Source organism: Tardiphaga sp. 709, from assembly GCF_032401055.1.
Lineage (GTDB): Bacteria > Pseudomonadota > Alphaproteobacteria > Rhizobiales > Xanthobacteraceae > Tardiphaga.
This window is the reverse complement of the sequence record NZ_CP135529.1, coordinates 4645503-4664656: the sequence shown is the minus strand read 5'-3', so window position 1 is coordinate 4664656 and position 19154 is coordinate 4645503. Positions and strand designations below refer to the sequence as shown.

Genomic DNA, 19154 nt, shown 5'->3' with positions numbered 1-19154 from the left:
CTCTCCCCGCTCTTTGCGGGGAGAGGTCGCCGCCTCTTCGCGGCGGGTGAGGGGCATGGCACGCGGCTCGCACCAATCACACAATTTTCGGATCGTACCGACCCGGGAAAGCAACATCGCAGCACCGATCGTGCCTCGCCTCTTACCCCACCCCTCTCCCCGTGCAGAACGGGGAGAGGGAGCCGACAGCGCTCGGCTTAACTTCATCCAGTACCCCAACAACATCCAAAAAACTGAAGGACAAACTCGAATGCCAACCAATGCAGAAATCTTCGCACGCCGCGAGGCCGCTGTTCCCCGCGGCATCGGCCATTCCACTCCGATCTCGGCGCAGCGCGCGCTGAATGCGGAAGTCTGGGACGTCGAAGGCAAGCGCTATGTCGACTTCGCTGGCGGCATCGCCGTGCTCAACACCGGCCACTGCCATCCGACCATCATGGCCGCCGTGCGTGCGCAGATGGAGAACTTCACCCACACCTGCTTCCAGGTGCTGCTGTATGAATCCTACGTGACCCTCGCCGAGCGCCTGAACAAGCTGGCGCCGATCGACGGCGCCACCAAGACCGCATTCTTCACCACCGGCGCCGAAGCGACCGAGAACGCCATCAAGATGGCCCGCGCGGCCACCGGCCGCGCCGGCGTGATCGCCTTCACCGGCGGTTTCCATGGTCGCACCCACATGACCATGACCATGACCGGCAAGGTGTTCCCGTACAAGAAGGGCTTTGGCGGAGCCATGCCGGAAGTCTGGCACGTACCGTTCCCGGCCGCGCCGCTCGATGTCACGGTTGAGGAATCGCTCAAGTATCTCAGCTTCCTGTTCAAGGCCGACATTGATCCGGCCCGTGTCGCTGCCATCATCATCGAGCCGGTGCAGGGCGAAGGCGGCTTCCACCAGGCGCCGCCGGAATTGATGCGCGCGCTGCGCAAGATCTGCGACGAGAATGGAATCGTCTTCATCGCCGACGAAGTGCAGACCGGTTACGGCCGCACCGGCAAGATGTTCGCGATGGAACATTACGACGTGAAGCCCGACCTCATCACCGTGGCGAAGAGCCTCGCCGGCGGCTTCCCGCTGTCGGGCGTGATCGGCAAGGCTAAGATCATGGACGCTGCCGATCCGGGCGGCCTCGGCGGCACCTATGCCGGCAACCCGCTGGCGATTGCCGCAGCGATGGCCGTGCTCGACGTGTTCGAGAAAGAGAAGCTGATCGACCGCGCCAACCATATCGGCGAGCGCATCACCACGCGCCTGAAGAAGATGCAGCAGCGCAACGATCTCGTGCCGATCGCCAGCATCCGCAATGTCGGCGCCATGATCGCCTTCGACATCGTCAAGGAGCGCGGCTCTGACACGCCGGACGCCGAAGTGACCAAGAAGGTGACGCAGAAGGCCACCGAGGAAGGCCTGATCCTGCTGTCCTGCGGCGTCAACTTCAACACCATCCGCGTGCTCGTTCCGCTGACCGCCCAGGACGAAATCCTCGACGAAGGCATGGAAAAGCTCGAGCGCGCGCTGACCGCCTGAGCCCTCTCACAAGAAAAGGAAAAACACATGGCTCTCGATCCCGCACTTCGCGACAAGATCATCGCTGCCGTCGACAAGGGTTTCGATGCCCAGGTCAAGTTCACGCAGGACATGGTGCGCCACGTCTCCACGCGCGGCAACGAACACACGATGCAGGACTTCATGTTCCGCGCCATGAAGGCGCGCGGCTACAAGATGGAGCGCTTCGAGATGGACCGCGCCGCGCTCGGCCATCATCCCGGCGCCGGCGCATGGGACGAACTGCACTCGACCGCGCCGATCGTGGTCGGCACGCATTATCCGCGCGAGGAAAAGGGCCGCTCGCTGATCATGCAGGGCCATGTGGACGTGGTGCCGGAAGGCCCGCTCGACATGTGGGCCACGCCGCCTTACGACCCCGTGATCCAGGGTGACTGGATGCAGGGCCGCGGCGCCGGCGACATGAAGGCCGGCTGCGCCTCCAACATCTTCGCCCTCGATGCCTTGAAGAGCCTCGGCCTGCAGCCGGCGGCAACGGTCTATCTGCAGTCGGTGGTGGAAGAGGAGTCCACCGGCGACGGCGCGCTGATGACGCATCTGCGCGGCTACAAGGCCGACGCCGTGGTGGTGTCGGAGCCATCGCATGAGACGATCACCCGCGCCAATATCGGCGTGGTCTGGTTCCAGGTCGAAGTCCGCGGCGTGCCGGTGCATGTGCAGCGCATGGGCACTGGTGCCAACGCCATCGATGGCGCCTATCGGATCATCGGTGAATTGCGCAAGCTGGAAGCCAAGTGGAATGCGACCAAGGACCAGCATGAGCACTTCAAGAACATCGAGAAACCGGTCAATCTGAACATCGGCAAGATCGCCGGCGGCGACTGGGCGTCGTCAGTCCCGGCCTGGTGCAAGGTGGACTTCCGCATCTCGCTGCTGCCGGGCAAGACCGCCGAAGCGGCGAAGAAGGAGATCGTCGACTGCGTCGCCGCCTTCGCGCATCAGGATCCGTTCCTGTCGAACATTCCGCCGACCGTAACCTTCAACGGCTTCCAGGCCGAGGGCTTCGAGCTCAAGCCGGGCTCGGATGCAGAAGCCACGCTGGCCGCAGCGCATGAAGCGGTGTTCGGCCAGAAGCCGAAGCCGGAAATCTCGCTCGCCTATCTCGATAGCCGCGTCTACGCGTTGTTCGACAATGTGCCGACGTTGAACTACGGCTGCATCTCGCGCGGCGTCCACGGCTTCGACGAAGGCGTCAACCTGCCCTCGCTGAAGAAGACGACGACGGCGCTGGCGCTGTTCATCGCCGAATGGTGCGGCGTGGAAGAGATCAAGGCGTAAAGCCTTACGACGGAACGCCGTAGACTCCCTCTCCCCGCTCTGCGCGGGGAGAGGGTTGGGGTGAGGGGCGAGGCAATGGCCTCTCATCGAACTTGAAGTGAATAGGTCGCGAAGTTTACGACCTGAGAGCTCAAGCGTGACGCTGCCGCCGTTGAAGGCCCCTCACCCGCCGCGAAGACGCGGCGACCTCTCCCCGCAAAGAGCGGGGAGAGGTTAAAAAGCAGCCACTACTATCTCTGCCAGCTGCAGATGCCGCCTGTGCGGCACGGCCAGACCTGCACCCGCGTGTCCGCCGCATTGGAATCCAACGGATTGCCGCGACGAACGACCTTCTTCTGCGCAGCGCGCTGCGCCACCGGCTTCACAGCCTGCGTACGCGCAACGCGCGGTGCTGCCTTCGCCGGGTCGGCTTTCACATTCGCCTTCGCATCGGCCTTGGCCTGGATCTGCACCTGCTCAAATGACGCGGGCGGGCCCAGCAGTTTCGGCGACAGCACAGCCTTCTGCAGGTCGAGCAGCAGGTATTCGCCGGGCTTGTAGGTGTCAGCCTGTGCCGCACCGAAACTCGCCAGCAGAGCAATGCTGGCCGAGGCTGCAATCAGATATCTCAAACGCATTTACGCCTCCTGAGGCCGGTTCCCGGCTTCTGGACTAACAATGTCTCTAAGTTAAGCATGGATAACTTTGAATCCAGCCTCGAGTTTCCCGGAAAGTGCCTGCGGCGCAGGCATTTCTGGCGGTAAGACTAACCGTCCATGGCGCACCCGCCGATTGATCCAGCGCAATGCGACCCCGCGCTGCTGCGCCGACCCTCCGCTCAATCAGTTCAGCAGCGGAGACCGCCATGACATCCGTCCAGCCCTATCCCATCGTCAGTAATCTCATCGAACGCATTGGCGACTGGTTGATCCAGCGCCGCCAGCTCAACGAACTCGGTGCCCTCGACAGCGGCGAGTTCAAACGCATGGCCCACGAGCTTGGCCTCGCGCCAAGCGATCTCGATACGATCGTACGCAGAGGCGTGAACGGTGCGGAGGAATTGCCGCAGATGCTCCGCGCGCTCGGTTTTGACGAGGCCGCCATTGCCAAGATCCGGCCGCCTGACATGATGGAGATGCGCCATGCCTGCGCCAGTTGCGCACACAAGCGGGCCTGCAGCGCCGACCTCGCAGCCAACACGGCGGCGGCGAACTACGAGAACTATTGCGCCAATGCCAACGACATCACGCTGCTGGCCCGGGCTGCGGAGTAAATTATTCTCCACCTTTACTAAAAATGCTCGAAAAGCCGGCCAGGTAAGCCTAATCGGTTAGGTTAAGATTTGGTTTAAGTTGCGACAAAACCCGGCTGGGATAGCGTCGATCACGTCGCGCAGTGGGGCGCGGAAGTCGCTTTCCAGCCCCGAATTTCAATGCACGGCACGGGACCGCCGTTATTACCTGCGTCGGCGGTCCCACCCCTTGGCCGACAATCCTGACCACCAAAGGCGCAGCCGTTACGCATCATGCGACCGGCGTCATGCTGCGACTGCGTGCGTCCGATCACGTGCAGAGCGTCGGTGGCACCTGGATATCAGCGAACACCTCCAGCAAATTCCCGTCGGGATCGCGAAAGAACAGGGTGCGATGTCCAAAGGCCTGATCGGTCGGCGACGACACGAGGCCGATACCTTTCCGCATCAATTCCTCGGCACACGCATCGACCTCCGCCACGGAAACCTTGAAGGCGAGCTGAAGTGCTGCACTGCCAACCGGGACCGGACGATCCGACGCGGTGCGGCTTGGTATGGCCAGGGCTAACGTGTTGCCGCCGATGCTAAATTCTATCCAGTCGGACGACAGTACGCGCTGCAGCGAAAAGCCGAGCACCGTCTCGTAGAAGTGCCGCATCGCGTCCATATCGCGGACGAAGATGACCGTGTAGTCGATGGCGCGAATGGCTTGAAAGGCTGACTTGGTGCCTGCACCCTGTTCATCCATCCCGGCTTCTCCATGTTCATCCCGCGAGATGATCCATCGGCGTCAAGCCTCGCACAGCTAGCTGCGCGTCTACAACTGCAGGGCACATTGCGCCTGCGCGTCATCGCAACGCAACAGAAGTACACGTTGTGAATGCTCGCAATTTAATCCGCGACACAGTGTTGCTGCGCGCAATCTTCCTTGACTTGCTCTCGCGGCACTTGGCAGTCTGACGTCACACAAAAAAGCATCGGGCAACGACCCAGATGCCTCTAGGGAGAGACACCATGGACTCATTTCTGAGGCCGCTTGCGGCTGCGAGTATGATTGTTGCTGGCGCCCTTGCTTCCACTACTCCAGCATCTGCCCAGCAAGCGCCGATCAAGATCGGCATTCCGACGTCGGTCCAGTTGCAGGTCGGCCGCGACACCCAGAACGCCGCTAAGCTGGCCATCGAAGAGATCAATGCCAAGGGCGGGTTGCTCGGCCGCAAGCTCGAAATGGTTGTCGCTGACGAGACTGAGAATCCCGAACAGGGCATCGCTGCAATCAAGAAGCTCACCGCCGACGACAAGGTCAACGTGCTGATCGGTGGCTACACGTCGGGCGTGACGCTGGCCCAGCTGCCGCACATCTCCAGCGCCAAGACGATCTATCTCGGCGTCGGCGCAGCGTCGCCTGCCATCACCGCAAAGGTGAAAACCGACTATGAGAACTACAAATACATCTTCCGCGCCTTCCCCATCAACGCGGCGCATCAGGCGCGCGCGTTGGTCGACTTCATCAACGGCAAGCTGAAAGGCGAAATGGGCCTGAAGAAGATCGCCATCGTCGGGGAGAACGCGAAATGGGTGCAGGATCTCGTGCCGATCCTGAAGAAGGGCGCCACCGACGGCGGCACCGACGTGACGCTGGCCGAGTTCTTCGACACCTCGACCTCGGATTTCTCGCCGCTCTTCGCCAAGGTGAAGAATTCCGGCGCACAGTATCTGATCGTGATCCTGTCGCACGCCTCCTCGGACATCTTCGTCAAGCAGTGGCATGACGCGCAGGTGCCGATTCCGATCGGCGGCATCGACGTGAAGAGCCAGGACGCCGACTTCTTCACCCGCGTCAGCGGCAAGGCCAATGCCGAAACCGTCGGCATGTTCGCCATCCGCGCTCCGCTGACCCCAAAGACCATTCCGTTCTGGGATGAATTCGTGAAGCGCTTCGGCACCGCACCTGTCTATACCGGCATCGGCGCCTATGACGCCGTTTATGTCTATGCCGATGCCGTGAAGCGCGCCAACTCCATCGAGCCCGATGCTGTCATCAAGGAGCTGGAGAAGACCGACCATGTCGGCATCGCCGGCAAGCTGGTGTTCGACGAAGTGCACGACGTGAAGACCGGCCCGGGACTGCAGAACCTGTTGTTCGTGCAGTGGCAGAAGGACGGCGCCCGCGTCGTGGTCTGGCCGAAGGAAGCCGCAACCGGCCCGATGATCGCGCCGCCCTGGATGAGCAACTGATTTGTTGATGGCGGTCATCTGACCGCAGCGTAACCGCGCGGCCGGCGATCCCTCGCCGGCCGGAAAACGGGAGAAGCGAGCCCGAAGAAGTTCGCCCTCCGCCGTCCGGTCTTCAACAGCGGGTTCTCATGCTTCAGATTCTGATCTACGGCGCGGTCTCCAGCGCCATCTATGCGATGCTGGCCGTTGGTTTCACCCTGATCTTCGGCGTCGCCCGCATCCTCAATCTCGCCCATGGCTCGTTCTACGCACTCGGCGCCTATGCGGCCTATGTCCTCACCTCGCTGCTCGGCGTTCCGCTCTTCATCGCAGCGCCGCTGGCGGTATTGATCGTCGCCGGCTTCGGCGTGGTGATGGAGCGTTTTCTGGTCCGTCCGCTGCGCTCGTCGCAGCTTGCAGTACTAATGATTACCCTCGCGGTCTCACTCGCGGTCGAACAGGCGCTGTTCATCACCTTCGGCTCCGAATATCGCAACGTACCTTCCTTCGTGGCTGACAAGCTCTCGATCGGCGGCGTCGATATCTCCGGCCAGCGCCTGCTCGCCCTTGTCGCCGGTGTCCTCGTGCTGCTCGGCCTCTGGCTGTTCATCCAGCGCACGCGCCTCGGCGCGGCCATCCTCGCGGTATCGCAGGATCCGGAAGCCGCGCAATATATGGGCATCCCGACCAACCGCATTTTCTCCATCGTGATGGCGATCTCCGCCGGTACCGCGGCGCTTGCCGGCGTGCTGGTGTCGCCCTTCCTCACGGTGCAGCCCACCATGGGCCTGCTGCCGATGGTGAAGGCCTTTGCCATCGTCATCGTCGGCGGCCTCGGCTCGATCCCCGGCAGCATCATCGCGTCGCTGATCCTCGGCTATTCCGAGACCATCGTCGCCTATCTGATTTCGACATCATGGACGGAGCTGGTGTCGCTGGTCGCGGTCGTCGTCACGCTGATGATACGCCCGTCAGGACTCCTCGGGCGACGGGCGGCATTCTGACATGAAACGCATTGCCCCCATCGACATCGCAGGCGGCATCCTCGTCGTCGCCTTTCTCGCGCTCCTGCCCATGTTCGCCGCCAGCAACTATCTCACCGGCGTGCTCACGGTCTGCGTGATCTACGGCATCTGGGCTTCGAGCTGGGACTTCATGTCCGGCCTCACCGGGCGCGAGAACTTCGGCCACTCGCTGTTCATCGGCGCCGGCGCCTATACCGCCGGCTTCCTGTCCTCGATCTGGTCGACAAACCCGTGGGTCAGCCTGCCGCTCGGCGTGGTGATCGCCATCGCCTTCAGCCTGCTGGTCGGCTTCCCGACATTGCGGTTGCGTGGGCCATATTTCGCGCTGGCGATGCTGTCCGCGTCGGCGATCCTGCAGCGGCTGTGTCTGATCTTCTGGGAATATACCGGCGGCGAGGAAGGCATCTACGGCCTTGATCCCTTGATGAAGAATCCGCTGCATTACTACTGGTTCGTGCTGGCGATTCTCGTAGCCGCAGTGATCACGCTGACGTTGCTGGCGCGGTCGCATTGGGGACTCCTGCTGCGCGCGATTCGCGGCGACGAGGCGACCTGCCAGGCAGCGGGCATCAATGTCACCTTCTACAAGATCGTGTCGCTGATGATCTCGGCCGGTTTCGCCGGTCTGGGCGGCGCGCTCTATGCGCATTACCAGCTGCAGGTGTCGCCCCCACTGTTCTCGGTCGTCGTTTCCATCACGGTCATCATCATGGTCTATGTCGGCGGTATCGGCTCGATCTATGGCGCCGCCGTGGCCGCGATCCTGCTGACGCTGCTCACCGAGATGCTGCGCGGCTTCGGCGAATACCGCCTCTGGATCTACACACTGACCCTGATGCTGATCCTGTTCTTCCTGCCCAATGGACTGATCGCGCCGCTCTGGCGCCGGCTGACGGAGCGCCTGCGATGACCGACCTGCTCGAAGTCAACGGCGTGACCAAGCGCTTCGGCGGCCTCACCGCCGTGAAGAATGCGAGTTTTACGCTGAAGAAAGGCGAGTTCACCGGCATCCTCGGCCCCAACGGCGCCGGCAAGACGACATTGTTCAACATCCTCACCGGCTTCATGCAGCCGACATCAGGCACGATCCATTTCAACGGCGATCTCGTCCGAGAACTCGCCCCCTACAAGGTGGTCAATCGCGGCATGGCCCGCACCTTCCAGCTCACCCGGCCATTCGTCGGTATGAACCTGCTGGAGAACGTGCTGGTGGCCTGCATGTCGCCGCGCGCCAGTGAGGACAAGGACAAGGAAGCGCGCGCCAGCTATCTGCTGGGACAGGTCGGCCTCGGCGGCCGTGACAAGGAGCCGGTGGAGACGCTGCCATACGGGGACCTGCGACGGCTCGAGATCGCGCGCGCATTGGCGACGCGGCCGGACCTGCTGCTGCTGGACGAGCCCTTCGCAGGGCTTGGCAGCAGCGAGATCGAGCAACTGGCGCAGCTGATCCGCAGGCTGCATCGCGAGGAGAACCTCACTATTTTGCTGATCGAACACAAGCTGCGCGAGTTCATGGCACTGGTATCGCGCGTCATTGCGATGAATTTCGGCGAGATCATCGCCGTCGGCCCACCGGAAGAAATCGTGAAGAACGAGAAGGTGATCGAAGCCTATATCGGCAAGACGGAGGAAGCCCATGCCTCTGCTTGAAGTCGCCGATCTCAAGGTCAGCTACGGCAAGGCGCTGGCCATCGAGTCCGTCTCGATCAGGGTCGAGAAGGGTGAACTCATTGGCGTGCTCGGCCCCAACGGCGCCGGCAAGACCACGCTGCTGAAGGCCATCTCGCGCAGCATCGCCTCGCAGGGCACGTTGAACTTCAAGGATGCGTCGCTGCATCCGATCGAGCCATATAACGTCGTCGCCAAGGGCATTTGCCACTGTCCCGAGGGGCGAAAACTGTTCTCGGAATTGTCGGTGCTGAAGAACCTGCAGCTCGGGGCTTACCTCCGCAAGAACAATGCCGACGTCGAGAAAGACCTGGAGCGCGTCTTCACGCTGTTCCCGGTGCTGCGCGAGCGGCAATGGCAACAATCGAGCACACTGTCTGGTGGCGAGCAGCAGATGGTCGCCATCGGCCGCGCGCTCATGGGCCGCCCGGAACTGCTGCTGCTGGACGAGCCCTCGGTCGGCATCGCGCCGCGACTGAAGGGGCTAATCTTCGACTCGATCCAGCAGATCAGGAGAGACGGCACCGCGATTTTGATCGTCGAACAGGACGCGACATCGACGTTGCGGATCGCAGATCGGGTCTATGTGCTGGAGCATGGGCGAACGATCCGTGAGGGGACGTCCGCAGAGATTGCCGGAGACAAGTATATCCAGCAGATTTATCTGGGGGTGTGACGTTCACGTGCCCGCGACCTTCTTACCTCGCCCCGCTTGCGGGGAGAGGTCGGAGCCGAGCGCCAGCGAGGCTTCGGGTGAGGGGGAGCCAGCGAGTAAAACACCGGCTCCCCCTCACCCGACTTCCACGCGCTTTGCGCGTTACAGTCGACCTCTCCCGCAATCGGGGAGAGGTTAAGACAGCAACGCGCTTACGCCTTCCGCGTGTACAGATGAAACCCGCCATAGATGCCCGAACGATCCGCAGCCAGACCTTGGGCGCTGCGCGCCTCATCGCGCTGCCACGTCTCGCGCAGCGATGCATGTTCCGGATCGTCCAGCGGCGACTCGGCGCCGGCGGTGCGGAAGATCACCCGGATGCCGTCCTTGCCGGCGCGGTCGATCGCGTCCCACAGCGCACGGATTTCATCCGGCGCCATCCAGTCCTGCGAATCCAAGAGCACAACCGCGTCGATCTGGCGAGCCGGAAGGCTCTCTAGGAACACACGCAGATTGGCATGCACCGGCGTGACCAGAGCGGCGCGGCTGGCGGTGTCCGCGTAACGGCTCTGCTGCAGATACAGCGGCAGGCACTTATCGCCGGGGCCGACATAGCTGCGGCTCAGCGCCTGCCAGGCGAAATAGTTGTTGGCGTTCGGATGCACGTCGACCAGGGCCAGCAAACGTTGGTGCAGCACTTCGTTGAGCGGCTGGTTGCCGCCCAGCAGCGTGCGCTGCTGCGGCGGGATGCCGAGACTGAACAGCAGAGCCGGTGTCTTCGTCATCAGACGGGCCAGCCGCGAATGAAACAGCCAGTGCAGGCGTTCCAGCGCGCGCTTGCGTGCCGGCGACTGCTTGTCGTCATGCAGCAGCGCCTTGAGATCGATCCGGGCAAGTTTCGCCAGGGTATGCGCAAAGCCGATGAAGCGGCCGAGCGCGCCGTGACGGTAGAAGCCGTCGCTGAAGTAACCGTAACGCGGGCGGCCCTGAATATCGCGCTCGTCCCAATAGCCGCGCGCTTCGGCATCGAGCAACGGCCGCAGCCGCTCGCGATAGAGGCCCACATTGCTATCGGATGCGCCTTCGCCGAAGAATTTCCAGAAATCCTGATAGTTCGGCAGTGCGCGCAGGCCTGCGAGCTTCAGCTTCAGCAGCGACAGATGCGCTTCATTCAGATCGACCGCATAGACATGCTCTGGCTTCGCCGAGAGATAGGACAGCGCATTACAGCCGCCGCTGGAGATGGTAACAATCGTCGAACCGGGCGCCAGTTTCAGCGCCGCCATGTCCGCCTCAGGATCTTCCCAGATCTGGGTATAGACCAGCCGACGGAACCAGAAGGCGAACAGCCTGTCCCAAATCGTCGTTTCCTCGCGACCACGGCTATTGCGAACGGCGTCGGCGATCAGATGCGTATTCATCGGCTTCTTGGACCCTTCGAATCGACAATCTGAAATTTTTATCAAGCGCAGACTGCGGTTTTGCGACAGTCATTCTAAATTTCGGCCGCTTCCCGCTACGAAACCACTGTCACACCGCTGTCGTGTTGCGATGAAATGGATCGCTTATCCGGATGCGATGAGGTACGCCATGACGATTGTCTCCGAATACGAAGACGGCGGTCAGCCCGCGTGGTCAAACGAAGCCACCCATCGCATGAACAGGATGTATCGCTGGCAGCGCTTCATCTATGACGCGACGCGCCGGTACTATCTGCTCGGCCGCGATCAGCTCATCGCCGAACTGGCGCCCGCGCCGCGCGCGACGGTGCTGGAGATCGGCTGCGGTACCGGCCGCAATCTCGTTCAGGCTGCCCGCAGATATCCGCAAGCGGTATTCTACGGCATCGATATTTCGACCGAGATGCTGACCACGGCCATCGCGTCCATTGCACGCAACGACCTCACGGATACCGTCCGCGTCGCCCATGGCGATGCGACGAACTTCGATCCGGCACGCATTTTCGCCGTTCCGTCATTCGATCACGTCATGATTTCCTACAGCCTGTCGATGATCCCGAGCTGGCAGGATGTGCTCGATCACGCCGTCTCGCAGCTCAAGCCCGGCGGGCAACTGCATATTGTCGATTTCGGCCATCAGGAGCGGTTGCCAAAGATCGCGAGCAAGCTGCTATTGCGCTGGCTGACGCTGTTCGACGTGACGCCGCGCCGCGAGCTTCTCGACGTGCTGAAGACACTCGCCGAGCGTCACCACGCCAATCTCGATTTCAATCGCCCGTTCCGCGGCTACGCGCAGTCCGCGGTGCTGACGCTGCCGATATAATTCAGGCGAGCTTGCGTCTATTCACATTCCGGTAGGCTTCGACGGCGCCGAACAGCGTCAGCGACAGCACGAATGGGATCAGGTGATAGAACAGCCGGAACAGCAGCAGCACAGCCAGTAGCTGTTCGGTATGTTCGCCGCCGAGCCCGACCAGGATCGTCGCATCGAACACACCGATGCCGGCGGGTGCATGGCTGGCGAATCCCAACAGCGTGGCGGCGATGAAGACGACGATCACCTGCGCGACGCCGACATCCATCGTCTCGGGGATCAGCACATACATCGCCAGAGCTGCCGCGCCGAGATCGACGAGCCCGATGCCGATCTGAAAGAACACGTTGCGCCCGCTCGGCACCGGCACCGACCAGGTGCGACCGCCGAGTGTCCGCATACCGTTCCACGTCCAAGCGACATAAGCGACGATGCCCACCAGAATTGCCACCGCGATGAAGCGGTTGATCTCGGGCGAGAGCTGATCGATTCGGCTGATGGCGCCGGGCTCGTGCAGGGTGCTGAGCGCCAGTGCGGTGAGATTGCCGAGCCAGAAGGTCAGACCTGTCAGAAAGCAGATGCGGGCGACGCCGGCAGGACCGACGCCATGCGGCGCATAGATCCGGTAGCGCACGGCCGATGACACCAGCAGCACGGCGCCGGTTCCGTGCGAGATCGGATAGCTGGTGAAATTGGCCAGCGCTGCAATCCTGAAGGGAATGTCCCCCCGCCCGATCATCTGCAGCGCCAGCCAGTCATACAGCGTCAGGCTGCCATAGGAGATCGCCACCAACACCAGCGAGAGCGCGATGCTGCCTGGCGGTACCATGTGCATGGCAGACAGCACGTGGGCGAAATCCACGCCCTTGAGCGCCTTGGTCAGCGCCATAAACGCAATCGTAGCAATTGCTATGCTAAGGAGCGCGCCAAGCCACCTCCAGCTGAGGCGCGTACGCATCAGCTGCATGATATTTTTCAATGCGGGTGGCACATTGTTCTACTTTTCATTAGGTCTGAGCACGCCGTGATTCGCGCATGTATTCGCGCGTTCTGTTGCACGTCCATGTGACAGCTGCGCAAAAGCAGCGTTTTGGCGCCGCCCAACAATCCGGTGATTTCCAGATTTCGCCCCCGCCATGTCGCATCAAGGTCATGCGGGTTCCGTAAGCCATACGCACTGAATGCACTGATTCATCCAAGCAGGACACCATGTCGACCGAGACCGAATATCAGCTCACCGAAAACCAGTGGGACACATTGCGGATGCTTCGCCCCGCGATCCTGCCACCGGCCAAGCTGAACCGTTACGTTCTCGATCAGCTGGTTGCGATGGGACTAGTCGCGCTATCGGACACCGATCCCGCCCTGACGCCGATGGGCCGCGCCGTGGTTCTGCGCGGCTGTCCGCGACTGTGGGATCTGGCGGCCTGAACCGAGGCTTTCGCCGTTAGGGCGCATCCGCCCGCTGAAGTAGAAATGCGAGCGCGTCCTCGCAGCGGTCTTCAACTTTGAAGCTGAGAAACTCGTCGGCGCGCGTGCGGCCGAGGTTCACCGCGGCAATCGGAATCTCCGCGCGCACCGCCGCTTGCACGAAGCGAAAGCCGGAATAGACCATCAAAGACGAACCGGCGATCAGCATGGCATCGGCCTTCTGCAGGTGGCCGAGCGCAGCATCGACGAATTCGCGCGGCACGTTCTCGCCGAAGAACACGACATCCGGCTTGAGGATGCCGCCGCAGATCTCACAGGCCGGCACGACAAAGGATGCGAAGTTGACGCCCTCCAGATCGGCATCGCCATCGGGCGCAACGGCCGCATCAAGGTCGAGCCATCCTGCGTTCAAGCGCCCCATCTCGTGCTGGAATTCATCGCGCTGGATCCGGCGTTCACATCCCATGCAGCGAACGAGGTCGAGCCGGCCGTGAAGGTCGATGACCTTCTTGCTGCCAGCGGCCTGATGCAACCGATCGACATTCTGCGTGAGCAGAACCTCGCATTTGCCGATCTGCTCGAGACACGCCAATGCGTGATGCGCATCGTTAGGCCGCGCCTGGCCAAATCGCCGCCAGCCAATGAGACTGCGCGCCCAATAACGCTGCCGCGTCAGTTCCTCGCCCATGAAGGCCTGAAAGGTCACACGCTGCGTGCGCTTCCAGTTGCCGTCAGTGTCGCGATAATCGGGAATGCCCGAATTGGTGCTGCAACCGGCGCCGGTCAGGACAAACAGACGTTGATGGCGATCGACGAAGTCGCGGAGAACATTGGGTGGGGTCATAGGGAACGTTTATCTCTCGGCGGCAGATTATGCCAAACCGCCACGGACGCGGCACCTGGCACTGCATATGTGGGGACGGAATTCGGCGAGTCCACCACGCGGGATCACGCCACGGCGTCGAATATCGCTGGCGAGCGGATGAACCAGTTTGTTCATGAGTGGAGACAAGGTGCTTAACCGTCATACTGGCAATATCTATGTCGGCGGCTGACACACGCGGCCCCTTGCCGAAACGAAATCAATGGATGCTCCGCTTGGCCCAACCATAGGCGACCATTGCATCGTGAAGTGCATTCCTAGCGTCAACAGTGCTGACCGGATCTTCGCTCGCAGCAGTTAGCCTGTTGACGACATCAATCCATTGAGGGGACGCGCGGGTTTCAGATCCGACGTAGCGCTGAATCCATCTCAGCGCCGAAACAACCGACAACAGCTTCCGATCACCCGTCGGGGTTTGACCAGGCGCATCAGCTGTCAAAGTGATCGGCGCGAAGATGATCTGCACCGTTACCCCGTCGGTTAGCGGATGAAGTCCAAGCCGATATGGCGCAAAATACAAAGTATCCGCAAGGTCCCGAATTTCAATTTGAAAATAGGCGCCCCTAGGACCGCGCTGATGCCCATGAACCGGTATGCCAACGAGAACCCAACCGGCTGCTCGTCATCGGACTGTTCAACGTTCCATACATCTGCACGCCTCGAACGGCAGGTTCAAGATCGCAACAAAAGTCGATGCCAGTTACTAGGTCCGACGCCACACTTCGGCAGGTGGTCCCTGTCCGCCTTGCTCCATGAGCCAACCCTGGCGATGACCAACCACGCGCAGCCTCAAATATGAATTTACTTGTCGAGCTTGAACACCATCTGCGTCGGGCGTACGAACCGCAATGCGATCAGAAGCAGCGTCATGACCATCACCATGTAGATCACGGCCATAGCATCGATGGAATAGACGGGGCGAACACCACCGGCAAACATGTTGTAGAATAACGCGACGACGAGCGTCTGCGATCCACCGCCGCCAAGGAGAAATGCGAGCTCGAAATTCGATATCGTGTTGACCAGCACAAGGACGCCGGCGGTCAGTATTCCCGGTACCATCAGGGGAAACAGAATCCGCCTGAAAATCTGAGCCCGGCTTGCGCCAAGCATTGACCCGCTCCATTCCAGATTGACGCTGATCTGCTCGAAAAATGGCATCAACACGAAGACGGCCAACGGAACCATCGGCACCAGCACTGCCAGAATCACGCCGACAACGGATCCGCCGACCCCGTATCGGTAGAGAGTGGTTGCCAGCGGGATCCCGTAGGTCATCTGCGGGATCACCAGCGGCAGAAAATACAGCAACAGAATGACCGATTTGAATCGGAAATTTCGTCGCGCAAGAATGTAAGCGGCCGGAAATCCAATGGCCAATGCAAGGAAGACAACGACAACCACGATCAGCAGCGTGACGCCCAACACCTGCCCCAGATCGAAATTCTTCCATGCGTAAGCGAACCAGTCCGTCGTATAGGCCGGCGGCAGCAGGCCGCCGAACCAACGCTTGGCAAACGAGCTCACGACAACATGGGACACGATCCCAAGCATGTTGAGGATGAAACCCACAATGAACAGATAGAGCGAGAGCTTCCACATTCTGCTTCGCATTGTGCAGCCCTATCTCTTTCCGACGCCCATCGTCGCTGCCGGCGATAACCGTCGACGGAACAGGATGATGACCAGCAGCGCTGCCAACTGACACAGGCCCATAACCACTGCAATCGCGGAAGCAGCCGACATGTCATATTGTTCGAAGGCCTTCTGATAGGCCGCAATAGAAATTGTGCGCGTGGTGCCCGCCGGCTGCCCGAGCATGATGGCGGAGGGAAAGACCGCGAAGCTCATCACGAATACCAGCGCGAATGCGATGGCCAGACCGGGCGCAATGAGCGGCAGCATCACGCGCCGGAAGACGATCGAAGGTGTCGCACCAAGCATCCGCGCCGAGCGTTCAAGGCTGGGATCGATTCCGGATATGTATCCCAGCAGCATCAGGAAGCAGAACGGAAACTGCTGCATGAACAACGCCAGCATAACGCCAGCATAGTTATGGGTCAGAATGAACGGCTCTTTGATAAGCCCTAATCCGAGAAGGACCTGATTGAACCAACCCTGCGAACCATAGAAACCCAAGATACCTTCCGACAGCAGGATCACGCCAAGCGAAATAGGCATGATCAGGATCGTGGTCACGGTGCGCTCCATGAAAATGCCGCGACGCATGCCGTAAGCCAGCCAAAGAGCGAGCAGAAGAACAACGATCGTGGTGGGGATCGCCAGACTGAAGGTGATCCAGATCGTACCATACTGATAGGGATCGCTGAAGAAGGTGAGATAGTTCGCGAGGCTGAAGCCGCCAACCTTTTGCGGCTGAAGGCTGAGATAGACACCATACAGAAACGGATAGACGAACATGCAGAGAACGTAGAGCAAGGACGGCAGCAAACAGAGGAATGCCAGCGCGTCGAATTCGCTCTTCTCATCGTTGGCTACGGCGCGCATTATTTTCTCGCCTATTCCGCAGGAAGCAAGACGACCTTGTCGATCGGAAACTGAAGGCCAATCGTGTCGGCGGTTCGTATCGCCTCGGCGGTGCGTAACCAGACCCGCGTGTTGTCATTGATGCGTATGGCGGCTTCCTGTTCCCGACCGAGATACTCGACCACTTCGACACGGCCACTAACATCTTCGGCACCGGAAACCACTTCACCGCCCGCCCGGATATCGTCCGGGCGGATCGCCATGACCATGTCGGTATCCGCTCGCACATCGGCCCCTGCCCGCGCCCGAATCCGGATTCCGTCGCCGACACCTTCGGCGATTCCGTTGGACACTGACGCGATCCTGACCTTGAAGAAATTCCGGAAGCCCATGAAGTCCGCCACGAAGACATTCTTCGGCCGGTCGTGGATTTCCTGTGGCGTGCCCGACTGCATCAGGACGCCATTGCGCAGCACCACGATCCTGTCCGACAGCGACAGCGCTTCGGCCTGGTCGTGAGTCACGTAGATCGACGTCAGTCCCAGCGCGGCGTGGATCTGCTTGATCTCCGCCCGCATCTCGACCCTCAGCTTGGCATCGAGATTTGATAGCGGCTCGTCGAACAGCATCAGGCGCGGATGCAACACGAGGGCCCGCGCAATCGCAACGCGTTGCTGCTGACCGCCGGATAGCTGGCCAGGATAGCGCTCCTCATAGCCGGTCAATTGGACCAGTTTGAGCATCGCATCGGTGCGCTTCTTGATCTCATCCTTGGACAATGGTTTCAAGGTGAGCCCGAACGAAACGTTGTCGAAGACCGTCATGTGTGGAAACAGCGCGTAATTTTGGAACACCATTCCGAACGCGCGCTTCTCGGGCGGCAGATGATCGACCCGCGCTCCATTGAGCCTGATCTCGCCCTCGGTCGCCGCAATCAGGCCAGCGACGATCGACAAGGCCGTCGACTTTCCGCATCCGCTCGGTCCGAGGAAGGTGACGAACTCGCCCTTTCGGATATCGAGCTCGAGGTTGTCCAGCACGGTCTTGTTGCCATAGCGCTTGGTGATTCCAAGCCTCAGCGAGTCCAACCTATCTCCCGGCCCGTTCATGTCGTCCCGTTTCTGAGTAAGAAGCAACAAAGCCACCGGCGGGTCCGTTACATGCGGACCCGCACGCTCATCGAATTGATTACTTCTTGACCTGGTTTGCGCCCACTTCCCGGTCCCAACGATCCATCGCGTAGCTCAATTCCTTCACGCCGAGCGGCGGGGATACTTTCCACTTGGTTCCGACTTCGTCGTATTCGGGCCGCCAGAACTCCTTCACCAGTTCCTGGATCTCCTTGGGCGCCTTTTCCATGGTGGCCGCGGTGATCGTCGGCCCAATGAAGCCCGGCCACGAAAGGACCTGCTGCTCGGGCCGGCGCATGAACTTCATGAGGTCGAGAATGACGTCGACCTGCTCTTTCGGCACGCCTGTGGGGATGCACCAGTAATGCCCGTCGACCACGAAGGTCGTGTTCTGAAGGATGGTGATCTTGGAGTCCGGCGGGATGACGCTTTGGGCACGGGGCTTCATGTCCCATTCCATGATGCCGGCAATCATCCAACGTTGCCCCTGGGCGAATTCCTTCAATGTGATCGCGGTGCCCGTCGGATAGTATTCGACGTACTGCCCAAGCTCCTTCAGATAGGCCCAAGTCTTGTCCCACCCTTTGTCGGGATCAAGTGGCTTTGAGTCATTCAGAATGTGCGCCATACCGAGCACGATCGACCGGCCCGGTCCGCTATTTGCCGGCCGCGCATACATCAGCCGACCCGGATTTGCTTTCGCCCAGGCCAGCAATTCCTCGGCGGTTTTCGGCGGGTTGGGGACCTTGCTTGGATTGTAGACGAACACCGGCCCGCCGGCGTTGCCCACCGACGGCACCATGTAATCGCGGCCTTCGTCGTACAGCGCCTTGCCGGCAGGCGTCATCTCATCGCGCGGAAACTGCTTCTCGAAGTCAGGAATCTTGATCAACTGGTTGTTGGCCGCGAGAAACGCGCCGCCGTCCTGTCCGGTCAGCACAAGGTTGATGTCCAGCCGTCCGGCATCCTGCTGAGCCTTGATCTTGGCCGGCAACTCCGGCGCCGGCGCGCGCTGAATCCTGATCTCCTTGATCTTGTCGGGATTGGCCTTCTTGTAGTTCTCGATGATGACCTGGGTCGATGCGAGATCGCCCCCGGTATCGATGATCGAGAGAACGATGGGCTCGGCGGCCTTCAGAGGTTCACCAGCGAAAGCCGTTACGGCGAGGACAGCCACGGCGCCGGTAAACGGGCGCAATAATGCATTCGGACAGATCCGCATTTCCGATTCCTCCCTGGCATATGCACCCGCGTCGCGCGCGGTTGTCATTTATTTGTAAACACAGCATCGACGAGTTGGACGACATC

20 protein-coding genes are annotated in these 19154 nt (G+C 60.9%); 10 read left to right on the top strand and 10 right to left on the bottom strand.

The genetic code is table 11. The annotated features are described in order from the left end of the window. The first annotated feature begins 250 nt into the window (after positions 1 to 250). Both gabT and RSO67_RS22635 read left to right on the top strand, forming a co-directional pair. Entirely contained in the window at positions 251 to 1528 is a 1278-nt protein-coding gene (gene gabT / locus RSO67_RS22640) for a 4-aminobutyrate--2-oxoglutarate transaminase (RefSeq protein WP_315840667.1), read from the top strand. Positions 1529 to 1555: 27 nt separating this feature from the next. After that, complete coding sequence (locus RSO67_RS22635) at positions 1556 to 2845, top strand: ArgE/DapE family deacylase (protein ID WP_315840666.1); 1290 nt, start codon at positions 1556 to 1558, stop codon at positions 2843 to 2845. A 230-nt stretch (positions 2846 to 3075) separates the two neighbouring features. Here the strand turns inward: RSO67_RS22635 and RSO67_RS22630 are convergent, their stop codons facing one another. Beyond that, the gene (locus RSO67_RS22630; protein ID WP_315840665.1) at positions 3076 to 3462 is read right to left on the bottom strand and encodes a hypothetical protein; all 387 of its coding nucleotides are present in this window, start codon (positions 3460 to 3462) and stop codon (positions 3076 to 3078) included. A 227-nt stretch (positions 3463 to 3689) separates the two neighbouring features. On the opposite strand from RSO67_RS22630, the gene RSO67_RS22625 reads away from it, so the two are divergent. Further along, complete coding sequence (locus tag RSO67_RS22625) at positions 3690 to 4097, top strand: DUF6455 family protein (protein WP_315840664.1); 408 nt, start codon at positions 3690 to 3692, stop codon at positions 4095 to 4097. Between the two features lie 289 nt (positions 4098 to 4386). On the opposite strand, the gene RSO67_RS22620 is transcribed toward RSO67_RS22625, so the two are convergent. After that, positions 4387 to 4824 (bottom strand): VOC family protein, encoded by a 438-nt coding sequence (locus tag RSO67_RS22620; RefSeq protein WP_315840663.1) that lies wholly within the window; start codon positions 4822 to 4824, stop codon positions 4387 to 4389. Positions 4825 to 5090: 266 nt separating this feature from the next. Between RSO67_RS22620 and RSO67_RS22615 the strand changes: the two genes are divergently transcribed. The 5 genes from RSO67_RS22615 (at position 5091) to RSO67_RS22595 (ending at position 9662) form a co-directional block, all read left to right on the top strand. After that, the gene (locus RSO67_RS22615) at positions 5091 to 6314 is read left to right on the top strand and encodes an ABC transporter substrate-binding protein (RefSeq protein WP_315840662.1); all 1224 of its coding nucleotides are present in this window, start codon (positions 5091 to 5093) and stop codon (positions 6312 to 6314) included. A gap of 128 nt (positions 6315 to 6442) precedes the next feature. Continuing rightward, positions 6443 to 7297, top strand: a complete 855-nt coding sequence (locus RSO67_RS22610; RefSeq protein WP_068733337.1) for a branched-chain amino acid ABC transporter permease — start codon at positions 6443 to 6445, stop codon at positions 7295 to 7297. A 1-nt stretch (position 7298) separates the two neighbouring features. Beyond that, positions 7299 to 8228 (top strand): branched-chain amino acid ABC transporter permease, encoded by a 930-nt coding sequence (locus RSO67_RS22605; RefSeq protein ID WP_315840661.1) that lies wholly within the window; start codon positions 7299 to 7301, stop codon positions 8226 to 8228. Then, positions 8225 to 8968 (top strand): ABC transporter ATP-binding protein, encoded by a 744-nt coding sequence (locus RSO67_RS22600; RefSeq protein ID WP_093759498.1) that lies wholly within the window; start codon positions 8225 to 8227, stop codon positions 8966 to 8968. The genes RSO67_RS22605 and RSO67_RS22600 overlap by 4 nt, the downstream gene beginning before the upstream one ends. Further along, positions 8955 to 9662, top strand: a complete 708-nt coding sequence (locus tag RSO67_RS22595; protein WP_089262171.1) for an ABC transporter ATP-binding protein — start codon at positions 8955 to 8957, stop codon at positions 9660 to 9662. Before RSO67_RS22600 ends, RSO67_RS22595 begins: the two co-directional genes overlap by 14 nt. Positions 9663 to 9853: 191 nt before the next feature. Here RSO67_RS22595 and RSO67_RS22590 read toward each other — a convergent pair whose 3' ends face one another. Next, positions 9854 to 11062 (bottom strand): BtaA family protein, encoded by a 1209-nt coding sequence (locus RSO67_RS22590; RefSeq protein WP_315840660.1) that lies wholly within the window; start codon positions 11060 to 11062, stop codon positions 9854 to 9856. A gap of 169 nt (positions 11063 to 11231) precedes the next feature. On the opposite strand from RSO67_RS22590, the gene RSO67_RS22585 reads away from it, so the two are divergent. Next, positions 11232 to 11924 carry a class I SAM-dependent methyltransferase gene (locus RSO67_RS22585; protein ID WP_315840659.1) on the top strand — a complete coding sequence of 231 codons (693 nt, stop codon included), beginning with the start codon at positions 11232 to 11234 and terminating at the stop codon, positions 11922 to 11924. Between the two features lies 1 nt (position 11925). Here RSO67_RS22585 and RSO67_RS22580 read toward each other — a convergent pair whose 3' ends face one another. Then, positions 11926 to 12804 carry a UPF0104 family protein gene (locus RSO67_RS22580; RefSeq protein WP_315840658.1) on the bottom strand — a complete coding sequence of 293 codons (879 nt, stop codon included), beginning with the start codon at positions 12802 to 12804 and terminating at the stop codon, positions 11926 to 11928. 320 nt (positions 12805 to 13124) lie between these two features. Between RSO67_RS22580 and RSO67_RS22575 the strand changes: the two genes are divergently transcribed. Next, positions 13125 to 13346: a hypothetical protein gene (locus tag RSO67_RS22575; RefSeq protein WP_315840657.1), complete on the top strand. Its 222-nt coding sequence runs from the start codon at positions 13125 to 13127 to the stop codon at positions 13344 to 13346. Positions 13347 to 13362: 16 nt separating this feature from the next. Here RSO67_RS22575 and RSO67_RS22570 read toward each other — a convergent pair whose 3' ends face one another. The 6 genes from RSO67_RS22570 to RSO67_RS22545 form a co-directional block, all read right to left on the bottom strand. After that, a complete protein-coding gene (locus RSO67_RS22570; RefSeq protein WP_315840656.1) occupies positions 13363 to 14190 on the bottom strand; it encodes an NAD-dependent protein deacetylase in 828 nt (275 codons plus the stop codon). 238 nt (positions 14191 to 14428) lie between these two features. Further along, entirely contained in the window at positions 14429 to 14695 is a 267-nt protein-coding gene (locus RSO67_RS22565; RefSeq protein ID WP_315840655.1) for a hypothetical protein, read from the bottom strand. A 335-nt stretch (positions 14696 to 15030) separates the two neighbouring features. Beyond that, on the bottom strand, positions 15031 to 15831 hold the full coding sequence (locus RSO67_RS22560) for an ABC transporter permease (RefSeq protein WP_244628390.1): 801 nt from the start codon (positions 15829 to 15831) through the stop codon (positions 15031 to 15033). A gap of 21 nt (positions 15832 to 15852) precedes the next feature. Continuing rightward, the gene (locus tag RSO67_RS22555; RefSeq protein WP_315840654.1) at positions 15853 to 16737 is read right to left on the bottom strand and encodes a sugar ABC transporter permease; all 885 of its coding nucleotides are present in this window, start codon (positions 16735 to 16737) and stop codon (positions 15853 to 15855) included. Positions 16738 to 16748: 11 nt separating this feature from the next. Then, positions 16749 to 17804, bottom strand: a complete 1056-nt coding sequence (locus RSO67_RS22550) for an ABC transporter ATP-binding protein (RefSeq protein ID WP_410001768.1) — start codon at positions 17802 to 17804, stop codon at positions 16749 to 16751. Between the two features lie 100 nt (positions 17805 to 17904). Continuing rightward, the gene (locus tag RSO67_RS22545) at positions 17905 to 19068 is read right to left on the bottom strand and encodes an ABC transporter substrate-binding protein (RefSeq protein ID WP_315840652.1); all 1164 of its coding nucleotides are present in this window, start codon (positions 19066 to 19068) and stop codon (positions 17905 to 17907) included. Positions 19069 to 19154 lie beyond the last annotated feature (86 nt).